The sequence below is a fragment of the Acinetobacter sp. YH12211 genome, from assembly GCF_013418015.1.
Taxonomy (GTDB): Bacteria; Pseudomonadota; Gammaproteobacteria; order Pseudomonadales; family Moraxellaceae; genus Acinetobacter; species Acinetobacter towneri.
The window spans coordinates 52250-73569 of the sequence record NZ_VPCW01000001.1 but is presented as its reverse complement, the minus strand read 5'-3'; the positions used below and the strand labels follow the sequence as shown (position 1 = coordinate 73569).

Below are 21320 nucleotides of genomic sequence, written 5' to 3'. Positions count from 1 at the left end.
TATCCTTATTTTAAATTTTACAACTATTCACTGGTCACACGATTGACTTCTTGCAATGAAGTCACCCCCTGCATGACCTTAAGTAACCCCGAACGACGCAGATTGTTAAACCCCGATTTTGCTGACGCATCAGCAATTTGGATGGCATTACCATCCTCCATAATAATTCTAGAAATTTCTGGTGTGACTTTCATCACTTCATAAACACCAACACGTCCTTTATAACCTTCACGGCATTCAGAACAGCCTACAGGTTGATAGACCTGAAATTCTGGATTGCTCAAATCGGCTTCAGTAAAGCCCATTTCCAATAAGCTTTGTTTTGGAATATCGGAAGGAGCTTTGCAATGCGGGCATAGGCGTCGTGCCAAACGCTGTGCAATGACGAGGTTTACCGAAGTTGCGATGTTAAAGGAAGGAACGCCCATATTGCGTAAACGCGTTAAAGTTTCTGGCGCACTGTTGGTGTGGAGGGTAGATAAAACCATGTGACCTGTTTGGGCTGCTTTAATTGCAATTTCTGCAGTTTCAAGGTCACGAATCTCACCCACCATGACAATATCAGGGTCTTGACGTAAGAAAGATTTCAGGGCGGCAGCGAAGGTTAAGCCTACTTTATTGTTGACGTTAACCTGATTGATGCCTTCTAAGTTAATTTCCACAGGGTCTTCGGCGGTGGAAATGTTGGTATCTTCTCTGTTTAAGATATTTAAGCCTGTATATAGCGATACCGTTTTACCCGAACCCGTTGGGCCTGTAATCAGTAACATGCCTTGCGGTTTTTCTAAGGCTTCCATGAACAATTCTTTTTGTTCTGGTTCATAGCCCAAAGCGTCAATCCCAAGCATCGCGCTAGATGGGTCAAGAATACGCAGTACGATTTTTTCACCGAACAATGTTGGCAACGAGTTCACACGGAAGTCGATGGACTTGTTTTTAGATAGTTTTAATTTAATACGACCATCTTGCGGGACACGCTTTTCAGAAATGTCCATTTGGGACATCACTTTTAAACGTGATGCCAAGCGGTTAGCTAACTGTAAGGGTGGGGTGGCAATTTGACGTAATACACCATCGACACGGTAACGCACTCGATAGGTTTTTTCATACGGTTCAAAGTGTAAGTCCGAAGCACCCATGCGAATTGCATCAATCAGTAATTTGTTGATGTATTTAACAATTGGGGATTCATCACCCTGCGGTTCATCTTCTGCAGCTTGTTCTGGTTCGCTGTTACCATCTTCAAAGTTGAGATCGAAGTCATCATCTTCAAATTCAAAAGCAGACTCACTCGCAAAGTTTTGTTCAATCAGTTTTACCAATTTATCGTGTTCGACCACAATGGCTTCAATATTCATTTTACTGTTGAAACGAATGGCATCCATTGCTTCGATATTGGTCGGGTTACTGGTCGCAACGTAAAGCAGGTGATTGCGCTTAAAAATAGGTAAAAGGTTATATTTGCTGAAAAGCTTTTCATCAATGCCTTCACGCACGATGAGCGCAGAGTCATACACGCTTAAATCAAAAATAGGTTCGCCAAACTCATTAGAAATTTTTTCAGCAATGATTAAAGGCGCGATATTTAGGTTTTGAATGAGATAGGGAACAATATCAACATTATCTTTTTGTGCGGCTTTAATGGCAGTTTGCATATTTTCAGCAGAAACGAGCCCATCTTCGACCAAACGTCGAATAAAACCTGTAAATCTAGGTGTAGCTTGTTGTACTGACATTCCCCAACGTCCTCAAAATCAAGATTGTTTATAATTGGTATCTTAAAATTATACTTTTGTTGCACAAAAATACCATATCTCAAAGTGCTGTCACCACCTAAGTATCGCCTAAAAGCATGAACCAGTTACATTAATCTGCTAAAAAAATTGTAAGTCCTGCCATGAAAAGATACTTCATGCAGCAGTTTGATGCAAAGCTTGTACAAAAAACTCAGCAGAAATGTGATTTGCGTGTAGAATGTGCGCGATTAAATGAATTGTTTTTGCAGGTTATTCTATGTCGGCTACGACGATTAAGCCTTGGGTGGTTGGCAATTGGAAGATGAATCCGATACATGCCGATGCTCAGCAACTTATTTCTGAATTTAAAACATTATTACAAGACAGCCCTGTAGAGGCTGAAAAGTGTCATTTGGGGATTGCACCTGTCACTTTGGCTTTAACTCAAATTCAAGCTGCATTGAGCGAAGCAGTACGTCCTGTCTATACCGTTGCACAAGACCTTTCCCGTATTGCGGGTTTGGGTGCATATACAGGCGAAGTCAGTGCAGAATTGCTAAAAGACAGTCAAATTGATTATGTATTGGTTGGGCATTCAGAACGTCGTGAACTTTTTGCAGACACACCAAGCATTTTGAATGAAAAAGTTAAAAATGCCTTGCAGGCAGGTTTGACAGTTATTTATTGTGTGGGTGAAAGTCTGCAACAACGTGAAAGCGGTCAGGCAGAGCAAGTTGTTTTGCAACAAATTTGTGATATTGCTGCCGTGGTTGAGGCTGAGCAATGGCAACAGATTGTGATTGCCTATGAACCTATTTGGGCAATTGGCACAGGCAAGACCGCATCACCTGAAGATGCGCAAACCATGCATGCAAAAATCCGTGAAGGTTTAAGCCAAATCACCGCTTATGCTGTGACTCTACCGATTTTATATGGTGGTAGTGTAAAACCAGAAAATGCCGTAGAGTTAGCAGCCTGCCCAGACATTAATGGTGCTTTGGTCGGTGGTGCATCTTTAAATGCGGCATCGTTCCATCAAATTGCGCAAGCCTTTGCAAATACACAATAATGAGGAGTTCAGCATGCAAACATTTGTGCTGGTAGTACATATTATCTTAGCCATTTTAATGATTGGACTAATTTTGGTTCAGCATGGTAAAGGTGCAGATGCAGGTGCTTCTTTTGGTGGCGGTGGTGCGGCAACCGTATTTGGTGCGTCAGGTTCAGGCAACTTTTTAACCCGTTTAACGGCAATTTTAACAGCCTTGTTTTTTGCAACCAGTTTAACTTTAGCGGTGTTTGCCAAGAAACAAACCACAGGCGCATATAGTTTGCAGACTGTACAAACGACTGCACCTGCACAGCCTGTATCGCCTGAAACTTCACCAACTGCGCCTAAAAGCGCTGAATAATTTTATTTAGCACTTTCTTTTTTCGCATGATGCGACTAGAATGCGTCACAGCTGCGGTGGTGGTGGAATTGGTAGACACGCTACCTTGAGGTGGTAGTGCTTTCGGGCGTGGGGGTTCAAGTCCCCCCTTCCGCACCAACTTATAATCCAGAAAACATAAGTTGGTGTTAAGCAGCAAATCTGTTGATGCGGGATGGAGCAGTCTGGTAGCTCGTCGGGCTCATAACCCGAAGGTCGTTGGTTCAAATCCAGCTCCCGCTACCAATCAATCCTAAGCTTATCGTGAATTAAGCGTAGGCAACTTAAATTATTTTAGGTTGAGATAAGTATTTACATGTTGTTGCGGGATGGAGCAGTCTGGTAGCTCGTCGGGCTCATAACCCGAAGGTCGTTGGTTCAAATCCAGCTCCCGCTACCAATATTTTAAAAGTGTGATTATGCTCTAATATGAGTTTTACGCTTTATACTGACTAAGGTGCAACTTAAGTCAGGCAAAAATGCTAAGTTTGATTGAAAACTTATTCATATTTGTATATAATTTTTGCACGTTGATGCGGGATGGAGCAGTCTGGTAGCTCGTCGGGCTCATAACCCGAAGGTCGTTGGTTCAAATCCAGCTCCCGCTACCAAGTTTCTAATGGTGTGGTACGTTAGTTTTAGTTGATTGAATTCAGCATAATAAACTAGCAAAGATGGTTAGATTTAGTCTAATCCCCGCAACCAAGTTTCTAAAGAGGCTCACAACTAGGTGGGCCTTTTTGCACAGTGGATATTGGTTTTACTGTGCAAGAATAGGGGCGATTACGCCCTTTTTTATTGGCTATCGTGTAGTGTCGATACAAGCCGTGCGCGGCCTAAAGTCAAAGTGTCATGTTTCACTACTATAGTTTGTATGAATGTGTAGTGGTCAAATAAGACCATTGAACCGCAGCAGAATGACGAGAGTAAATGAAGCTATCAAATAAAACTCAAGCACTTCAGGACTTAATTGCGCCAGCAGTGCAAGCATGTGATGTGGATCTTTGGGGAATCGAGTTTATTCCACAAGGTAAGCGTTCTTTGTTACGTATTTATATCGACAAAGCTGTCGATGAAAATGCAGAACCTGTCTTAAATGAAGATGGCGAATTAGAGCAAGGTCGTGGTATTGGTGTGCAAGATTGTGTACGTGTAACCCAGCAAGTTGGTGCAATGCTTGATGTGCATGATCCAATTTCAGGTGAATATGCACTTGAAGTATCCTCTCCGGGTTGGGATCGTCCATTTTTCCAATTAGAGCAATTGCCTGCATATATTGGGCAAACCATTGCGTTACGTTTAATCAGTGCTGTAGAAAACCGTCGTAAATTTCAAGCGAAATTGGTTGCTGTAGATCTGGAAAATGAAACCATTCAGGTCGAAGTGGAAAAACAGCAGGTATTGGAGATTGACAGTCACAATATTGATAAAGCAAACCTGATTTACCAAGATTAATCAAATTAATAAGAATCTGAACGAATAGGTGACTTATGGCACGTGAAATTCTTACCGTCGTTGAAACGGTTAGTAACGAAAAAGGTGTAAGTCGTGAGGCAATTTTTGAGGCGCTTGAACAGGCTCTTGTTGCTGCGACGAAAAAGAAATTCTACGAAGGCACAAACTCAGAAGAAGCACGTTTACGTGTGGAAATTGATCGTAAAACAGGTGACTACAGCACTTTCCGTCAGTGGGAAGTGGTGGCAGATGAAGATCATGAAATGCCTGCATGCCAAGATGCAATTTCTGATGTAGACCCTGCAAAGTGGTCAATTGGCGATATTCGCGAACTTGAAGTTGAGTCAATTGACTTCGGTCGTATTGCTGCGCAAATTGCCAAGCAAGTGATTGTGCAAAAAATTCGTGAAGCAGAACGCGCATTGGTTGCAGATGCTTATGAAGCCAAAGTAGGCGAGCTGATTTACGGTGAAGTGAAAAAGCAAACCAAAGATGGCTTTATTATTGATTTGGGCGACAATGCAGAAGCATATTTGGCGCGTGAAGAAATGATCGCCAAAGAAATTTTGCGTCCTAAGCAGCGTGTGAATGCAATTTTGTACAGCGTGAACCGTGAAGGTCGTGGTGCACAATTGTTGTTGTCACGTGCCAAGCCTGAAATGCTGATTGCATTGATGAAAAAAGAAATTCCAGAAATTTCTGAAGAAATCATCGAAATTAAAGCAGCAGCGCGTCAGCCAGGTGTACGTGCAAAAATTGCAGTAAAAACCAACGACCATCGTATTGACCCTGTAGGTGCATGTATTGGTATGCGTGGTACACGTATCCAAGCGGTACAGCAAGAGTTAAATGGTGAGCGTATTGATGTTGTGGTGTGGTCTGATGATCCAGCACAATATATCGCCAGTGCTTTAGAGCCAGCCGATGTATCGGGTATTGTGATTGATGAAGAAGAACGTACTGCCGACATTATTTTCGCAACCAGCGATCAGTTGGCACGTGCAATTGGTTCACAAGGTCAAAACGTACGTTTAGCCTCTGAACTCACAGGTTATAAGCTGAACATGATGCTTGAAGAAGAGTATCACGCACGTCAGCAAAATGAAGCGCAACAATACTTAGACTTGTTTGTTTCACGTCTAGACATTGCTGAAGATTTGGCGATGGCATTGGTAGAAATGGGCTTCACTTCATTAGAAGAAATTGCGTATGTTCCTGCGGAAACATTTGACGAAATTGATTTAGATGAAGAAATTGTTGAAATGTTACAAGGTCGTGCCAAAGAAGTGGCATTGGCAGACGCATTGCAACAGCAAGAAAATATCCAAGATCCGAGTGCAGAACTTCTAGCAATGGAAGGCATGACACAAGAGATCGCTTATGCGCTTGCCGCTCGTGGTGTCATCACAGTTGATGATTTAGCTGACCAAGCGACTGACGATATCGAAGATATTGAAGGTCTAGGTACAGATAAAGCGGGTCAATTGATTATGAAAGCGCGCGAATCATGGTTTAACTAGGAGGTAATATATGACGGACAAGTCGATTAAAGAGTTAGCGCTCAGTGTAGGTCGTCCAGTTGAGAAACTCCTGGAACAGGTTCGTGACGCAGGTTTACCACAGCGTAACGCTGACGATATTATTTCCACGGAACAACAAAGTACCCTAGTGAACCATTTAAAAAAGGTTCACGGTCAAGAGGGTAAAGCAGGACAAATCACGTTGAAACGTAAAACCACCAGTACCGCTAAAGTGGCAAGTACTTCGGGCAAAGCGAAAACGATTAATGTAGAAGTTCGCAAGAAGCATACATTTGTAAAGCCAGATCCTGAACAGATTAAAGCGGAAGCACTGGCAAAAGCACAGGCGGAAGCAGCTGAAAAAGCGCAAGCAGAACAGCAAGCACGTGACGTGGCAGAAAAGAGCAAAGCGAAAGCAGACGCGCCTCAAGCAGGTGCCGCAAAAGCGAAACAAGCTTTAGATGCAATGCGTGCAGCAGCCAAGCAAGAAACAGCCAAGCAAGAAGTTGCAAAAGCTGCGGTTGTGGTGAAACGTAAGTCAACCAACAAGCCAATTGTGAAGCAAGCAGTGAAAGTCACTGAAACACCTGAGCAAAAGAAAGCGCGTGAAGCGCAAGCAGCTCAGTTGAAAGCGACTGAAGAAGCAGCACGTCGTAAAGCTGCTGAAGAAGCGCAGCAACGTACGCTTGAGCAAATGCGTCAGATGGCATCTAAATACTCAAATGAAGATGCAACCGCTACCATTCGTGTGGTAGATGATTCTCCATTGGCGGCTGGTCTTGTGGGTCAGGCTTATGAAGATTCATTTGCCAAAGAAGACCGTGAAATCAAGCGTGGTACCAGCACCACCAATACACGTTCACCGAAAAAAGGTGGTCGTCGTGGTCAGGAAGAACAGTCTTTCAGCCAAAACTCACATAAACGCGGTTTGAAAACGAGCCAAGCCAACAAGCACGGCTTTGAAAAACCAGTTAAAAAACAAGTTTATGATGTTGAAATTGGTGCAACGATTGTGGTTGCGGACTTGGCTGCAAAAATGGCAGTTAAAGTACGCGAAGTTATTAAATCACTCATGAAAATGGGTGAGTTAGTTACGCAAAACCAAGCGATTGAGCAAGAAGTTGCAGCACTTGTAGTTGAGGAAATGGGCCACAACCCAGTTCTAGTATCTGATACGCAAGCTGAAGATAACTTACTTGAAGCTGCTGAAGAGGCACGTGGTGTTCAAACGACACGTCCACCAGTGGTGACCATCATGGGTCACGTTGACCATGGTAAGACATCATTACTTGACCGTATTCGTCGTGCCAAAGTGGCTGCAGGCGAAGCGGGTGGTATTACCCAGCACATTGGTGCATACCACGTACAAACCGATAAAGGCATTATCACCTTCTTAGATACACCGGGACACGCAGCGTTTACTGCAATGCGTTCACGTGGTGCGAAAGCGACAGATATCGTGGTATTGGTCGTTGCGGCAGATGATGGTGTGATGCCACAAACTGCAGAAGCCATTGACCATGCGCGTGCAGCGGGTACGCCAATTATTGTTGCCATTAACAAAATGGACAAAGAATCGGCTGATCCAGACCGCGTATTGAATGAATTGACCACCAAAGAAATCGTACCTGAACAATGGGGCGGTGACGTACCTGTTGCAATGGTTTCGGCGCATTCAGGTCAAGGTATTGATGAACTTCTTGACTTAATTTCAATTCAAGCAGAAATGATGGAATTGAAAGCATCTGAAGAAGGTGCAGCGCAAGGTGTGGTGATTGAAGCGCGTGTAGATAAAGGTCGCGGTGCAGTGACGTCAATTCTGGTACAAAACGGTACTTTGAATGTAGGTGACTTGGTACTTGCAGGTTCATCTTATGGTCGCGTACGTGCCATGACTGATGAAAACGGTAAGCGTATTAAATCTGCAGGTCCTTCAATTCCAGTTGAAATTTTAGGTTTACCTGAAGCGCCAATGGCAGGTGACGAAGTTCTTGTTGTAAATGACGAGAAGAAAGCACGTGAAGTTGCCGATGCGCGTATGGATCGTGAGCGTCAAAAACGTCTTGAGCGTCAAAGCGCAATGCGTCTTGAAAACATCATGGCATCAATGGGCAAAAAAGACGTTCCATTTGTCAATGTGGTATTGAAGACCGATGTACGAGGTACTTTGGAAGCCTTGATTGTTGCCTTGGGCGAGTTATCTACCGATGAAGTACGTGTACGTGTGATTGGTTCAGGCGTAGGTGCGATCACTGAGTCTGACGTTACGCTTGCAGAATCTTCAGAAGCTGTATTACTGGGCTTTAACGTACGTGCTGACAATACTGCGCGTCAAAAAGCCGATGCCGATGGTATTGACATTCGTTACTACAGCATCATCTATCAATTAATTGATGATGTGAAAGATGCGATGAGCGGTAAGCTTGCACCTGAACACCGTGAAACTATTTTGGGTGTTGCAGAAGTGCGTGAAGTGTTCCACTCAAGTAAGTTCGGTGCAGCTGCAGGTTGTATGGTACTTGAAGGCGTACTTCACCGTAACAAACCAATTCGCGTATTACGTGATGATGTGGTGGTATTCCAAGGTGAGCTTGAGTCACTTCGTCGTTATAAAGACGTGGTGGAAGAAGTTCGCGCAGGTATGGAATGTGGTCTTGCAGTAAAAGGCTATAAAGACATCAAACCACTTGATAAGATTGAAGTGTACGATGTTCAATTGATTAAACGGAGTCTTTAATGGCGGGTAGTCAACGTCTGAAGCGTATGGCGGATACAGTACAGCGTGAGCTGTCAGAACTGATTCGCCAAGAGCTGAAAGATCCACGCTTAGGTGGTCTTGTGACCATCTCTGCAGTGAAGGTGAGCCCAGACTTAGGATATGCGGAAGTGTACGTGACCGTCATGGGACGTGAATTAGGCGATGAGCAAAGCGAAACGGCAAATAAAGAAACCTTGGATGTGTTGAATAAAGCATCAGGCTTCTTGCGCCATGAGTTAAGCCGTCGTATTAAGACACGTATTACCCCGCGTTTGCGTTTTCACTACGATAAAACCAATGCCTATGGTAACTATATGTTTGGTTTGATTGCAGAAGCGGTAAAAGATTTACCTCCTGCAGCACCTAAGCAAGATGAAGAATAAATCAGTGATGATAAAAAATGCCACCTTCGGGTGGCATTTTTTTGTCTATCATGTTTGAGCTTTTGCAATGTAAGCAAGGTTATATCGGATACGATGCTTTTTTTAATGCCTGACTAATATTCTAGACCAAATCATCATGGGACTTTTTTTCATAACGACGTAAATTACGACGTTGGCGTTGCCACGGTAATGGACGGTCTAAGGTTTCAGGCACATTGCCACTCATCGAACGTAAACGTAAATGCAGTGCTGCCTGTGCCATTAAATTGGCAGAAACAGGCGCGGTAATAAACGCAAATAGGGTGATTAATACTTCTGCAAAGCCAAATCGTCCTTCAAATGCCGCATAAATAATGGCTGCAATTAAGAAACTGCCTAGTCCTAAAGTGCTGGATTTTGTAGGGGCATGCAGTCGCATAAATAAGTCGGGTAGGCGAACCATGCCAATGCCGCCCACCAACATGAAAAATGCGCCAATAATTAAAAAGAATGACACTAAAATTTCCATGAGTAATTGCATGTTCATTCTCCTTAATCAATCACATGACCACTGGTGAAGTAACGCGCCAGTGCTGCAGTAGACACAAAGCCTAGCATCGCCACCAATAACGCACCTTCAAATAATGAGGTACTGGTCCAATAGATACCCAGAACCACCACCAAGCAGGTCGCATTTAAAAACAAGGTATCCAAGGCCAACAGGCGGTCTACAATTGAAGGGCCAATAATCAGGCGATATAGGCACATAAACATGGACAGCGTAATCGCAACCATGCAGATTCCAAGTGCATAAGGCAGAATCATCATTGCTTTTCTCCTGACTGTGCACCAAAAATTTCAATCAGCGGTTTTTCATAACGATTTTTGATGTCTTGAATATCTACACTTTCATCTGCAGTGTTTAAGGCATGCACCAAAATATCGCCACGGTCTTGGTCAATACCTGCTGTAACCGTGCCTGGTGTGGTGGTAATGATCATCGCCAAAATACTGTTGACCTGTTCGTGTTGTGTTTCGAGAGGGACACGGAACCATTTTGGCTGCATACGGTCTGTTGGGCCAAGTACCAGTTTTGCGACACGAATATTACAAATCATAATATCCCAGACCACCACGAAGAATAAGCGAATGGCTGCAGTCCAGTTGATGTCTGGTGTACGCGCAATAAAGGGCTGGATCAGTTTGGGAATCAAGAGCGCCAAGACCAGTGCCATCAACAGATTCCCTGCAGAAACACTATGCGCCAACATCAGCCAACTCAGTGCCACCAAGACAGATACAAACGGGTGTGGCAGCAGGTTATCCCAAAACGAAGTTTTTGGTCTCGTTTTTTGCATGTTTAGGGCTCCGCAGGTTTGAGTTGAGTATCGCTAGGTTGCTGTGCTTCCTCACGATTTTGCTGTTGAATCTGACGTTGTTTATAGTCAGAAATATGCTCGCCTTCCAAGGTGTTTGGATCAATCACATAGGGAATTAAATGTGCATTGGTGTCAATTGCTTCGCCACCGTACTTGGTTTGAGGTAAGTACAATGGATCATAAGGTTGTACGCTAATCACATTTGCAGCACGGTCTTTTTTCAGAATCAGTGCTTCATAGGCCGCATTATGTTGAATCTGCTGTGCAGTATTCAGCATATATTGTTGAATTGGATTGGCAAATACCACGTACAGCACTAAACCCGTTAGGAGAAAATAAATGACACGGTCATTACGGGGCGGTGCAAGCGCAGGTAGTGCCTGATATTCATAATAGGCTTCAGTTTGCGCATCATCTTCAGGTTTGGTCGCGCGCCAAAATAAAATAAAGCCGACACGGGTGAATGCAATAATACTCAGCAAGCTGACCAAGAGAATAATGCCAATAATCCAGCCTTGATGTGCCATATTGGCGGTGGCTTGCAAAATAAAGACCTTGCCCAAAAAGCCACTAAACGGTGGCAAACCTGCCATCATTAAGGCAATCATGAAGTATGTGATTGCCAGTACTTTGTGTTGCTTCATTTGCGGGGCAATATTGAAGTGATCTTTAAATGCGCCACGTTGTGAGGTAATCCAGCCACACAGCAAATAGAAAGCCGCTGCAATTAAGGTACTGTGTACTAAGTAATACAGTGCGGCTGACCATGCCTGTGTGTTCAGCATCGAAATGGCGATCAGGATCGTACCAATCGAAGACAGCACCATAAAACCGACAAAACGACGTAAGCGCTCTGCACCAATTGCGCCAATGACCCCATACAGTGAGGTAATTAGACCAATCGGCAGCAACCAGTCTTGTAGGATTTTATGGCTCAGTGCATCATCAAATACGGTTCCATTGACCCGCAAAATGGCATACACACCCACTTTGGTCATGATGGTGAATAAGGCTGCCACAGGGGTTGTCGCCACGGCATAGGTTTTAGGAAGCCAGAAACCGACAGGAAGCATAGCGGCTTTAATACCAAATACCACAAATAGCAGTAAGCCACCTGCCACCGCAATTTTATGTGCATCAGCATCGAGTAGCGGAATAAGACGTGCCACATCGGTCATGTTTAAACTGCCGACACTGCCGTAAATCATCCCCAAACCAATTAGGAACAGGGCAGAGGCCAACAGGTTGATGGTGACGTAATGAATCCCGAGTTGAAAACGTGCTTTGCCTTGACCGTGCAATAACAACACATACGAGGCGAGCAACAAGATTTCAAAAAATACGAACAGGTTAAATAAGTCGCCTGTGAGGAATGCACCGCAAAGTCCCATGAGTAGGAAATGCACCATGGTATGAAAATAGCGACCACGTTCATCCCATTTTTTGCTGGAAAACCACAGTAATGGCAAGGCAAGTGAATAAGTCAGTACCAACATGAGGGCAGACAGTTGATCTAGCACTAAAATAATGCCAAACGGGGCGGCCCATTCGCTCAAATTATAAATAATAATTTGCCCACTGCTGACTTGAATTAAATAGCTAATTGCAGTGACTAAACCGAGTGTGGCAGAAAGATAGCTAATGCCACGACGCCATGGCTGACGCCAGTCATGTGAGAGTGAACCAAAGCCCGGATTGCCTAATAGCACTAAAATAAATGCGGTAAAGGTTGGAATCAGGATGCTAAAAATAGGTGAATGCTGTAGCCAAAATTGGAGGAAATCAGTCATTATGGCTCATCCTCACGTGGGTCAAGCAGTGGATGTTCTTCTTTGGCATCGACGTGGTCTGTCCCTGTTTCATAACGGCTACGCAGCGCCAATTGCACAATAAATGCGGTGGTGGCAAAACCAATCACAATTGCGGTTAATACCAAGGCTTGTGGTAATGGGTCGGTGACTTTTGAAGCTTCAGTCAAAATTGCAGGTGCATTGAGCTGAATACGCCCCATGCTGAATAAGAAAATATTGACGGCATAACCAATCATCGCCAAGCCCAAAACCACAGGAAAGGTACGGGCACGTAAAATTAAATAGATTCCTGTCGCGACTAACATTCCAATGGCAGACGCAATTAAAAACTCAATACTAATCATTGCATTACTCCTTTGGAAGTGGGCCAGACATGCCTGAGTGACGTGAGTCGCCCAAGACAGAAATCATCAACATTACCGCACCAACCACCGTGACATACACGCCTACATCAAATAAGGCAGCCGAAGCGAGGTGCATTTCACCAATAATCGGAGGATTGACATAAATATGTGCGCTGGTGAGGAATGGACGTCCCCAGAACCATGCGGCAAGTCCTGTCAGACCTGCAATACTTAAACCCACGCCAATCCAGATTTCGTATAAACGTCCAGATTTAGCTTTGAGCATTTGTTCGGTGTGGTCTTGACCAAGCGCAATGTATTGGATGATCAACGCCATTGCGGTAATTAAGCCCGCAATAAAGCCACCGCCTGGTAAGTTATGACCGCGCAAGAAAATATACAGGCTGACCACAAGGGCGATAGGTAAAATCCATGAGGCGGTAATCCGCAGCATCAACGGTGAAGGATTAAAGCGATAGGTTAAACCTTGGGTCATGATAGTGCCGTGCGCACGCATACCATCCATTAAACACAGCGTACCAATCGCAGCAATGCCCAAGACGGTAATTTCACCAAAGGTATCGAAACCACGGAAGTCCACCAAAATGACGTTGACCACGTTGGTTCCGCCACCGAGTGGAATGGATTGCTGATTAAAGAACCATGAAATTGAATTGTGGTCGCGAGTCATAACCAGCCACGCAATCCAGCCGATACCAATGCCGCCACCAATCGCAATGAAGGCATCTCGCCAACGACGTGAACGGCTAGATTCATACGGGGTCAATTGTGGGAGCAGCGATAGACTCATCAGCAATAAAACAGTGGTGACGACATCAACCGTGATTTGAGTTTGTGCCAAGTCGGGAGCAGACAGTCCGACAAACATCATGGTGACGACCAAGCCAACTGCACCGCTGATTAAGACAGCTTTGATGCGCTCATGGTGGAACCACAGCATCATCCAGCAGGCAGAGAACAGCAATAACCATAAAACAATGGCAATCATAGGCGCATGTGTGAGTTCACGTGTGCCAGTTGTTAATCCCTGATTGAATAATGGTAGCGCGACCATGAATACCGTAAAAGCAATGATCCACACCAAATAGCTTTGCAGTGAACCATTTTCGGTTTTACGTTTGATTTTGCGTGAAACTTGTAGCAAATGTTTTAAGAATAATTCAAACAGCAGTTTGCCTTGGAATTGACCTAAATGTGGGTCGAGGTCAATTTCACGGATTTTTCCACCTTTGGCGAGCGAGAAATAGAAAATGATCCCGCCAAGCAGTGCAATAACACTCATCAGCAGGGGAAGATTAAAGCCATGCCAAATTGCCAGATGTGTGCCTTCAAACTGCGACAGTTGGGTACTGGCACGAGTCGTGCTATTGACAATATGCTCGACCAATAAGGCAGGCATCAAGCCGACTAAAATACATAAAACAGCCAATAAAGTTGCGGGTGCACGCATGCCAAACGGAGGTTCGTGAGCTTCTTTGTTTGGGACATCTTTACCAATTGGACCATCAAAGAAAACGCCGTGTACCAAACGTATTGAATAGGCCACTGCAAAAATACCCGCCAGTGTCGCAACAATTGCAGAAACCAACAGTACAGGGCCAGATAAGTTTGCTACCAGTTCAGTGAAGAACATTTCTTTGGACAAAAAGCCGTTGGTCAACGGTACGCCAGCCATAGAGGCCGCGGTAATCATAGTGAGGGTGGCGGTAAAGGGTAATAGTTGCCATAAGCCACTAAGTTTGCGTAAATCACGTGTGCCTGATTCGTGGTCGATAATTCCTGCAATCATAAACAGGGCCGCTTTAAAGGTGGCGTGGTTGATGATGTGGAAAATTGCAGCAGCTACTGCTAACGGTGAACCAATGCCGAGTAAGCACATGATCAGACCTAAATGACTGATGGTGGAATACGCCAATAAGCCTTTTAAATCTTCTTTGAAAATGGCAAAGAATGCTGCCATACACAGGGTAAATAGACCAATAAAGGTGACTAGGTTGTGATATAACGCTGCGCCTGCAAAAATTGGCAATAAGCGCGCCAGCAAGAAAATCCCTGCTTTGACCATCGTTGCCGAATGTAGATAGGCAGAAACAGGCGTGGGTGCAGCCATGGCATTGGGTAGCCAGAAGTGAAACGGAAATTGCGCACTTTTGGTAAATGCACCCAATAAAATCAGCAATAAAGTTGGTACAAATAAATGATGACTTTGAATTTGTTCAGTCATCATTAAGATTTGGTCAATTTGATAGGTGCCTGTGATTTGCGCCAATAACACAAAACCACCGAGCATGGCGAGCCCGCCCATGCCTGTAATGGTCAGTGCCATACGTGAGCCGCGTTGTGCTGCCTCGTAATTGCTCCAATAACCCACCAATAAGAAAGAGGAAATACTGGTCAGTTCCCAAAAAGTCAGCAACAAAATCAGGTTATTGGAGAGCGAAATTCCCAACATGGCAGCCATAAACAGCATGAGGAGAACATAGAGTTTACTGAGCGAGTTTTGTGGACTTAAATAATAATAGGCATAAATAAAAATGAGTGTGCCGATCCCCGTGATCAGCAAGGAGAATAATAAACCAAGCGCATCTAGACGAAAGCTTAAATCAATCCCCAACTGTGGCAGCCAAGACCATGTTTGAATGATCGTTTCGCCATTAAAGACTGCTTTTGCTTGAGTCAGGAGCAGAATAAGACTGCTCAGACTGACGCCAATCGCCCCTAAAGCCGTTACCCCGCGTGAAAATTGTTTCAGCCACGAGACAAGGGTTGTGCCCAGTACTAACGGTAACAATATAATAATCGGTAGCACACTCATATCCATTGTCGTGAATAGGTTGAAAACCTAAAGGATGAATCTTATCTTCCAAGGATTACAGGACAGCAACACACCATCCAAAAGATTCAATCTTGAAAGCCAATCAGTCGTGTCAGTAAACACGTAGTCTATTGTTTTGATGAGCGTATTGTCGCAACTTAAACTCAAAACAAGATCATGCAAAAATAATTTTACATGGCTAGGCGGCTCAAGCAGCAAAAAATATGCTGATCTTTCGCTGACGATGCAGCGAATAAGGTTGTGCTTGGTTTGGTTAAAGCTGTGTTAAAAATATTTAGATGCGTCAATCTACAACCTAGTTGAATTATGGATGAAGTTGATCTGCATCTGCTGCATTTTTACAGCATTCACCGTGTTTGAAAGGTCAATAGACACTATTCAAGGTATAAAAAAAGTTGTATTGCGCAACTTTAAAAACTACAGCAAAATCGGATTTTACTATAAAAGTTCAAAATTAATCTGATTTTATTACATGAATAAAACAACATCAATTTTTTTTGCATACAGCAAAGTCATTATATACCGTCTGTTATATGCGGGATAAAGTATTTCCTTGCTTTTTGGCCAAGTATGCCTTGAAAGACTTCGGCAATTAAGATTCAGGCAATTGATCAGGTGTTGGCTCACTATCCAATTGCTGTAAGCGTTGCAGCAATTCCTGTTTTTGTTCGGCAGTTAAATGGTTTTGAATCTGCTGCAAAATTTCAGCCGTGCCTAATTGTGTTGGGTTTTGTTCTTGTAGGCTGACGTCTTCTGTCGTGTGAGTGGTTTCTAGCACATCAGCATAAATTTCTGCAAACTGCGGTTGTAAACTTTGCCATGCGATGGGATGCAGCTGTTGATGTTCCAGTTTTAAACATTGAAAGCGTTCCGCTTGTTCCAAAAGTTCGCTGCGGTTGCCTGTGGCAATAATTTGTAAGCGCGGAAAAGCTTGATGTAAACGGGTCAGTATTTGTGCGGCCTGTTGTTGATCGAGCTGATGATCAATCTGGTCAATCAACAAAATACCATCTCCCTCGCGACACGGATACAAACTGTTTGGGTTTAGCAAACAGAGGCGACGTACAATATCGCCTACCAGAGCAATCCAGTTGCGCTGACTGTTCGACAATTGCTGATACAGCATATCTTTGCCCTGACAGCGCACCATGAGTTGTAATTTAGGCAGATGTTGTAGATATAGGTCTTCAATTTCAGGCAGCACGATTTGTAAGGCATCTTTCAGTGCTTGTAAACTCGGTGCATGCATTTGGGTATAGGCATGCAATAAGGACTGATTCAGGGTTTGTGCGAGTTCGCTTTGTTGTTGCTGATATAGCTTGTGTAAAAGCTGCGCACTTTGGGCATTTTCAATATCGGAAATTTCCCGCAACCATTCAAAAAAACGAGTAAATGTCGTGAATGGAATCGCAGCAATTTCGTAGGCATGTCCAGGTTGTAAAATCAGCGGATTATTTTTATTGAGTAAATTAACTTCATTCACGAAGCGTTCTGCAGGGTAGTAGGCAATCAGCGGTAGACCTTGCATCGGGTCATGTTTAATGGCGTGTTGATAGAGCTGCACCATTTTTTCAAGCTTGGCGGTTTCTGCTTTGCTTACTCCTACGCCGCTACTATTCAGGGTTTTATATAATTGCCAGTCACAATGTTGGGTGCTTTCAATTTGCGTGTTGCTTGATTCTGCCAAACTGCCTATTTCTGCTGGAATCTCCACACACACATCAATTTTTGCTTGTAAGCGCGTTTGCATAATATCTTGATCTTGCATGACCAAGCCCGCAGTGCGTAAATCTTTATAACGTGCAGCAAACCAGGTTAGTGCCTGATAACTAAAGCGTAATAGCGAAGTCTTCCCCGCACTTTGGTCTCCTAAAATAAGGGTGATGGGAAGATCGTGATAATTGAGTTCGAGTTTTAGGTCTGCAAAATGGGTGATGTGTCTGAAATGAACCGATGTAATTTTCATAGCGCACCTGCTGCAATTACCCCACCGCTTTGCGTAACGATGTCGGCATTTTTATTTTCAGTTGTTGTACCAAATCGTAAATATGATGAATATTTAAACTGACTTTAGCACGTGTGCATGCCACGTACAGTAATCTTAATTCTTCATCGCTAATTTTATGCTCTTTGTCGTTCAGTTTAAATTGGTAGTCGTCTTCAATATGTACCCGATTCCATTCTAAACCTTTGGCTTTATGCGCTGTCGAAATAATATAGTCGGCTTGGTCAATTGGGGTGATTTTTGCCAACGCCCGTTTGAGTGGATTAGTACCATGATCATCCACCAGTTTGACCAAAGGTTTAATGTCGCTGCCATCGTTGGTTTCACAATATTCATGTACATCATGCCAAGAGTTAAACCATGCCAGTTCTGGAACGTCGGTCACACGTTTGCCTTGTTTGAGCATCGCGGCAGCATCCACAAAACGGTTTAAGCGCACATGGTCGGCTTGCAGACTGACTTTATCGCCATGCACTAAACCTGCCAGTAGCAGTTCCATGGCACGGGCGTTGGTACGGCATAAAATCGCATCACGCATTTTGGTATGCGGTTTGTTGACCACTTTGGAATGTAATTCTGGATTGCCCAAGAGTGGCACGGTTTCATTCAGCCCACCTAAAATGGCATTGGCGGTCAGGGCAATTTCTTCACCAAAACGGAACGATGTGGTCAGTCGTGATTCAGGCAAAGGTAATTGCTGCATGGCATTGATTGCACCACGCCAAGCATAGATTTGTTGATGCGCATCGCCCACATAAATCACTTGAGTATTACGTTGCTTGAGTAAAATGCCCAGCATGAGCGGGTCGGCATCTTGAGCTTCGTCAAACAGCACATAATCGGCAGGAATGTTAGGTTCAGACAAGGCCCAAAGTTTCAGATAAATATCGTGTCCAATGCCTGCCTGATGATTCGGGTCAATTGACTCCAACCAGCGTCGTTCTACCGCAGGATAAAGATGCTTTTGTAAGGTGTCGATGTCATCTGGATGCAACCAACTGGGTGCTTGTAAATGTCGTGGGGCAGGGTATTGCGAACTGGTCGAGCAGAAATGACTCACGGCATTGGCCACCAAACTGGCTAAACGACTTGGCATCAACACATATTTTTCATAGCGTCCGCCCATCATACGTCTAAGGGTAATCGGTTCTAAACGATACTCTTTGGCAATAAAACTTGGACTTAAACGGGGTAGGCGTAATTTGTCGGTGACTCCACGTGGAACGCTGCGATATGCAAGCGAGTGAAATGTACGACAATCGACCTGACGATGAAATTTACTTTGTGCTTCTGCGGCAATGGCTTTGTTAAATGCCAAGTACATGCCACGCCGTTCTGGCATGGCATCACTGATCATTTGTAAGGTCGTGGTTTTACCTGTACCTGCATAGGCAATCACTTTAAAAGATTTGCCCAGACGTGCATTATCTATAGCAGTGGCTTGCTCATAGGTCGGGCGAGGCTTGGTGATTACAGACACAGATCAGGGTTGGCTTTTCGCGTTAATGGCTACGGTTGGCTTTTTCAACCAAGCCTGATAAACCTTGACGACGAGCCAATTCATTCAGTACCACTTGCGGTTCAATATCGAAATAACCCAACATGACAATGCTGTGGAACCATAAATCGGCCACTTCATAAATCAGGTCATTTTTGTTGTTGGCATTGGCTTCGGTGTTGAAATCTTTGGCGGCAATAATTGCTTCCACGGTTTCTTCACCGACTTTTTCCAAAATTTTATTCAAGCCTTTATGGTATAGCTTGGCTACATAAGATGAGTCAGGATTAGCGGTTTTGCGCTCGCTCATCATTTGCCCTAAATAAGCCAAAACTTCAACCTGTTCAGCTTGTGCCTTTGATTGGCTCATGGCTAAGGTGTGAGCATTGGCGGCTTGTTCACCATAAATTTGATTCGGGTCTTTCAGCTGTGCATCTACAATTTCCCAACCATTGGCGGTGAGTTTGCGATAGAAACAAGATTCACGCCCTGTGTGGCAAGCAATTCCACCATGTTGTTCAATTTGCAGGATAATCACATCGGCATCGCAGTCCAGACGAATCTCGTGCACAGTTTGAAAGTGTCCAGATTCTTCACCCTTGTGCCACAATTTATTGCGTGAACGTGAAAAATACACCGCCTGATTTTTTTCGGCAGTCAGTGCCAAGGCTTCACGGTTCATCCACGCCACCATCAACACACGTCCTGTTTGATGATGCTGTGCAATGGCAGGCACTAATCCTTGTTCGTTAAATTTTACTTCATCGAGCCATTGCAAGTTATTCATGAGTTGTTCACCAAAATTAATTTAAATTGTATGGACGCTATTTTCTGAGCGCACGATTTTGCATCGTCCCTATAGTGTACGTGATTCAAGACAATTTACCTAAATTATCTTGCCAGATTTGTACTGTCAAAGCGTTTGCATAAATTGAGGGAAGTTTTGTTTTTCCACCATTTCCAGAAATTCATCGCCCAAACGCTGACTTTCTGCCACCGATTGTTTCCATAAGCGAATGCGCTGTGCCTGATCTAAACCTTTTAAGGTGAAGTCTTTACGATCGGGCAAACGGCCTAAAGGCAAGCTGCTTAAATATTCTGCCGAAGGTGATAGCAAGAGTGTCCGGGCCTGATTTTCAGGATTGGCTTTACGATGCTTCAACATTTTATCAAACCAGCCAGGGGTAATGCTGTCGGTAAAGTGTGGGTACAGCACAATGCCCTGACTTTGGTAAGGTAAATCTAGATGGTAGTCAATTAAGCCACCATCCCGATAACTGCCCACGGGCGCATCAGGAATGTCACGAATAGCAGACATCACCCCGGGAATAGACGCTGAGGCGAGCAGCCACGGTGCGACATTCTGCTCATTCAGGGCTTGGTAATGGGTGACAAAATCATCCTCTACCATAAACTGCTGACCTTGCGCAGGTTGGCTGATGACGCGTTGCATAAATAAGCGGTTATGTTTGCGCGCAATGGCATTGCTACCAATAATTCCAGCCACAGATGCTAGCAAAGGCAAGGCTTGGTCACTTTGGAAAATATGTTGAGCTTTGACGGAAATGACCGTGAGGTGATAGTCAGGATGCTGAATCAGTTGTTGTTGCTGTCCCTGAATCAGTTCAAACAGCATATTTTGACAAATCTCAGCGACTTCTTGGCGCGACATTTTTTTATGAAAATACAAGTTGGTATATAAATCGGACAGGCGTTCAGTGCCTTGTTTTGCGCCCCACGCCAAAATACTGGCAAAGCGCCAACTGCCAATTGAAGAACCGACCACAGTACGACGCTTTGGGGCTTGGGCAAAAAACTCGCCAAAAATAGCTTGGTCTAAGCCTTGAATGCCAATACCTTTGGGGCCGCCTGCTGCACCTGGAATAATATCGACGTGTTGGGCATGTAAGCCTTCTTGTTCAATCAGTTGGCGTGCCAGATGTCCTGCGCGAATACTGAGTGCAGGGGCACGTTTATGCAAAAGCTGAGTCATGCTTGATCTATAACGCTACAAATGTGCATTAATTGTAGGCGTGGTGATTTTTGCAACAATGGCGAGAGGCATCATTTGGTGACTGATGAGTCATGCGGTAGTTTTTAGGATGAGTTAGAGAAAATCAGCGTGATAAAAAAGCCTGCTTTAAAACAGGCTTTCTAATTTTTTT

General features: G+C 44.1%; 17 protein-coding genes and 4 tRNA genes. 10 read left to right on the top strand and 11 right to left on the bottom strand.

Annotated elements, in window-relative coordinates; all coding sequences use genetic code 11:
* Nucleotides 1-23: 23 nt before the first annotated feature.
* Entirely contained in the window at nt 24-1736 is a 1713-nt protein-coding gene (gene pilB / locus FTU98_RS00330; RefSeq protein WP_179996326.1) for a type IV-A pilus assembly ATPase PilB, read from the bottom strand.
* Between the two features lie 277 nt (nt 1737-2013).
* Between pilB and tpiA the strand changes: the two genes are divergently transcribed.
* The 10 genes from tpiA (at nt 2014) to FTU98_RS00280 (ending at nt 9282) form a co-directional block, all read left to right on the top strand.
* The gene (gene tpiA / locus FTU98_RS00325) at nt 2014-2805 is read left to right on the top strand and encodes a triose-phosphate isomerase (RefSeq protein ID WP_180050033.1); all 792 of its coding nucleotides are present in this window, start codon (nt 2014-2016) and stop codon (nt 2803-2805) included.
* A 13-nt stretch (nt 2806-2818) separates the two neighbouring features.
* Nucleotides 2819-3148: a preprotein translocase subunit SecG gene (gene secG / locus FTU98_RS00320; protein ID WP_004975868.1), complete on the top strand. Its 330-nt coding sequence runs from the start codon at nt 2819-2821 to the stop codon at nt 3146-3148.
* Nucleotides 3149-3201: 53 nt separating this feature from the next.
* Nucleotides 3202-3286, top strand: a tRNA-Leu gene (locus FTU98_RS00315).
* A gap of 49 nt (nt 3287-3335) precedes the next feature.
* Nucleotides 3336-3412: transfer RNA gene (locus FTU98_RS00310), tRNA-Met, on the top strand.
* 77 nt (nt 3413-3489) lie between these two features.
* Nucleotides 3490-3566, top strand: a tRNA-Met gene (locus FTU98_RS00305).
* 134 nt (nt 3567-3700) lie between these two features.
* Nucleotides 3701-3777, top strand: a tRNA-Met gene (locus tag FTU98_RS00300).
* Between the two features lie 319 nt (nt 3778-4096).
* Nucleotides 4097-4621: a ribosome maturation factor RimP gene (gene rimP / locus FTU98_RS00295; RefSeq protein WP_004975871.1), complete on the top strand. Its 525-nt coding sequence runs from the start codon at nt 4097-4099 to the stop codon at nt 4619-4621.
* A gap of 35 nt (nt 4622-4656) precedes the next feature.
* Complete coding sequence (gene nusA / locus FTU98_RS00290) at nt 4657-6141, top strand: transcription termination factor NusA (protein ID WP_131261098.1); 1485 nt, start codon at nt 4657-4659, stop codon at nt 6139-6141.
* Nucleotides 6142-6151: 10 nt separating this feature from the next.
* Nucleotides 6152-8878: a translation initiation factor IF-2 gene (infB, locus tag FTU98_RS00285; protein ID WP_178866000.1), complete on the top strand. Its 2727-nt coding sequence runs from the start codon at nt 6152-6154 to the stop codon at nt 8876-8878.
* Nucleotides 8878-9282 carry a ribosome-binding factor A gene (locus FTU98_RS00280; RefSeq protein WP_004975876.1) on the top strand — a complete coding sequence of 135 codons (405 nt, stop codon included), beginning with the start codon at nt 8878-8880 and terminating at the stop codon, nt 9280-9282. Before infB ends, FTU98_RS00280 begins: the two co-directional genes overlap by 1 nt.
* Before the next feature lie 121 nt (nt 9283-9403).
* On the opposite strand, the gene FTU98_RS00275 is transcribed toward FTU98_RS00280, so the two are convergent.
* The 10 genes from FTU98_RS00275 to FTU98_RS00230 form a co-directional block, all read right to left on the bottom strand.
* Entirely contained in the window at nt 9404-9802 is a 399-nt protein-coding gene (locus FTU98_RS00275) for a Na+/H+ antiporter subunit G (protein WP_004975877.1), read from the bottom strand.
* 11 nt (nt 9803-9813) lie between these two features.
* The gene (locus FTU98_RS00270) at nt 9814-10089 is read right to left on the bottom strand and encodes a monovalent cation/H+ antiporter subunit F (protein ID WP_004975880.1); all 276 of its coding nucleotides are present in this window, start codon (nt 10087-10089) and stop codon (nt 9814-9816) included.
* The gene (locus tag FTU98_RS00265; RefSeq protein WP_004975882.1) at nt 10086-10619 is read right to left on the bottom strand and encodes a Na+/H+ antiporter subunit E; all 534 of its coding nucleotides are present in this window, start codon (nt 10617-10619) and stop codon (nt 10086-10088) included. The genes FTU98_RS00270 and FTU98_RS00265 overlap by 4 nt, the downstream gene beginning before the upstream one ends.
* A 2-nt stretch (nt 10620-10621) precedes the next feature.
* Nucleotides 10622-12430, bottom strand: coding sequence for a monovalent cation/H+ antiporter subunit D (locus FTU98_RS00260; protein ID WP_167845730.1), 1809 nt, complete (start codon nt 12428-12430; stop codon nt 10622-10624).
* Nucleotides 12430-12795, bottom strand: coding sequence for a Na+/H+ antiporter subunit C (locus FTU98_RS00255; protein WP_004975886.1), 366 nt, complete (start codon nt 12793-12795; stop codon nt 12430-12432). Before FTU98_RS00255 ends, FTU98_RS00260 begins: the two co-directional genes overlap by 1 nt.
* Nucleotides 12796-12799: 4 nt before the next feature.
* Complete coding sequence (locus FTU98_RS00250) at nt 12800-15637, bottom strand: monovalent cation/H+ antiporter subunit A (protein WP_096901338.1); 2838 nt, start codon at nt 15635-15637, stop codon at nt 12800-12802.
* Nucleotides 15638-16244: 607 nt separating this feature from the next.
* Nucleotides 16245-17618, bottom strand: a complete 1374-nt coding sequence (locus FTU98_RS00245) for an AAA family ATPase (protein WP_131261097.1) — start codon at nt 17616-17618, stop codon at nt 16245-16247.
* Nucleotides 17619-17634: 16 nt separating this feature from the next.
* Nucleotides 17635-19137 carry a UvrD-helicase domain-containing protein gene (locus FTU98_RS00240; protein WP_004975892.1) on the bottom strand — a complete coding sequence of 501 codons (1503 nt, stop codon included), beginning with the start codon at nt 19135-19137 and terminating at the stop codon, nt 17635-17637.
* Between the two features lie 22 nt (nt 19138-19159).
* Nucleotides 19160-19942 carry a bifunctional phosphoribosyl-AMP cyclohydrolase/phosphoribosyl-ATP diphosphatase HisIE gene (hisIE, locus tag FTU98_RS00235; protein WP_004975893.1) on the bottom strand — a complete coding sequence of 261 codons (783 nt, stop codon included), beginning with the start codon at nt 19940-19942 and terminating at the stop codon, nt 19160-19162.
* Between the two features lie 126 nt (nt 19943-20068).
* Nucleotides 20069-21148: a patatin-like phospholipase family protein gene (locus tag FTU98_RS00230; RefSeq protein WP_131261096.1), complete on the bottom strand. Its 1080-nt coding sequence runs from the start codon at nt 21146-21148 to the stop codon at nt 20069-20071.
* Between the last annotated feature and the right edge of the window lie 172 nt (nt 21149-21320).

Coding starts and splice junctions, on each gene's coding strand:
- pilB (WP_179996326.1), bottom strand. CDS start 1,736: ATGTCAGTACAACAAGCTACACCTAGATTTACAGGTTTTATTCGACGT.
- tpiA (WP_180050033.1), top strand. CDS start 2,014: ATGTCGGCTACGACGATTAAGCCTTGGGTGGTTGGCAATTGGAAGATG.
- secG (WP_004975868.1), top strand. CDS start 2,819: ATGCAAACATTTGTGCTGGTAGTACATATTATCTTAGCCATTTTAATG.
- rimP (WP_004975871.1), top strand. CDS start 4,097: ATGAAGCTATCAAATAAAACTCAAGCACTTCAGGACTTAATTGCGCCA.
- nusA (WP_131261098.1), top strand. CDS start 4,657: ATGGCACGTGAAATTCTTACCGTCGTTGAAACGGTTAGTAACGAAAAA.
- infB (WP_178866000.1), top strand. CDS start 6,152: ATGACGGACAAGTCGATTAAAGAGTTAGCGCTCAGTGTAGGTCGTCCA.
- FTU98_RS00280 (WP_004975876.1), top strand. CDS start 8,878: ATGGCGGGTAGTCAACGTCTGAAGCGTATGGCGGATACAGTACAGCGT.
- FTU98_RS00275 (WP_004975877.1), bottom strand. CDS start 9,802: ATGCAATTACTCATGGAAATTTTAGTGTCATTCTTTTTAATTATTGGC.
- FTU98_RS00270 (WP_004975880.1), bottom strand. CDS start 10,089: ATGATGATTCTGCCTTATGCACTTGGAATCTGCATGGTTGCGATTACG.
- FTU98_RS00265 (WP_004975882.1), bottom strand. CDS start 10,619: ATGCAAAAAACGAGACCAAAAACTTCGTTTTGGGATAACCTGCTGCCA.
- FTU98_RS00260 (WP_167845730.1), bottom strand. CDS start 12,430: ATGACTGATTTCCTCCAATTTTGGCTACAGCATTCACCTATTTTTAGC.
- FTU98_RS00255 (WP_004975886.1), bottom strand. CDS start 12,795: ATGATTAGTATTGAGTTTTTAATTGCGTCTGCCATTGGAATGTTAGTC.
- FTU98_RS00250 (WP_096901338.1), bottom strand. CDS start 15,637: ATGGATATGAGTGTGCTACCGATTATTATATTGTTACCGTTAGTACTG.
- FTU98_RS00245 (WP_131261097.1), bottom strand. CDS start 17,618: ATGAAAATTACATCGGTTCATTTCAGACACATCACCCATTTTGCAGAC.
- hisIE (WP_004975893.1), bottom strand. CDS start 19,942: ATGAATAACTTGCAATGGCTCGATGAAGTAAAATTTAACGAACAAGGA.
- FTU98_RS00230 (WP_131261096.1), bottom strand. CDS start 21,148: ATGACTCAGCTTTTGCATAAACGTGCCCCTGCACTCAGTATTCGCGCA.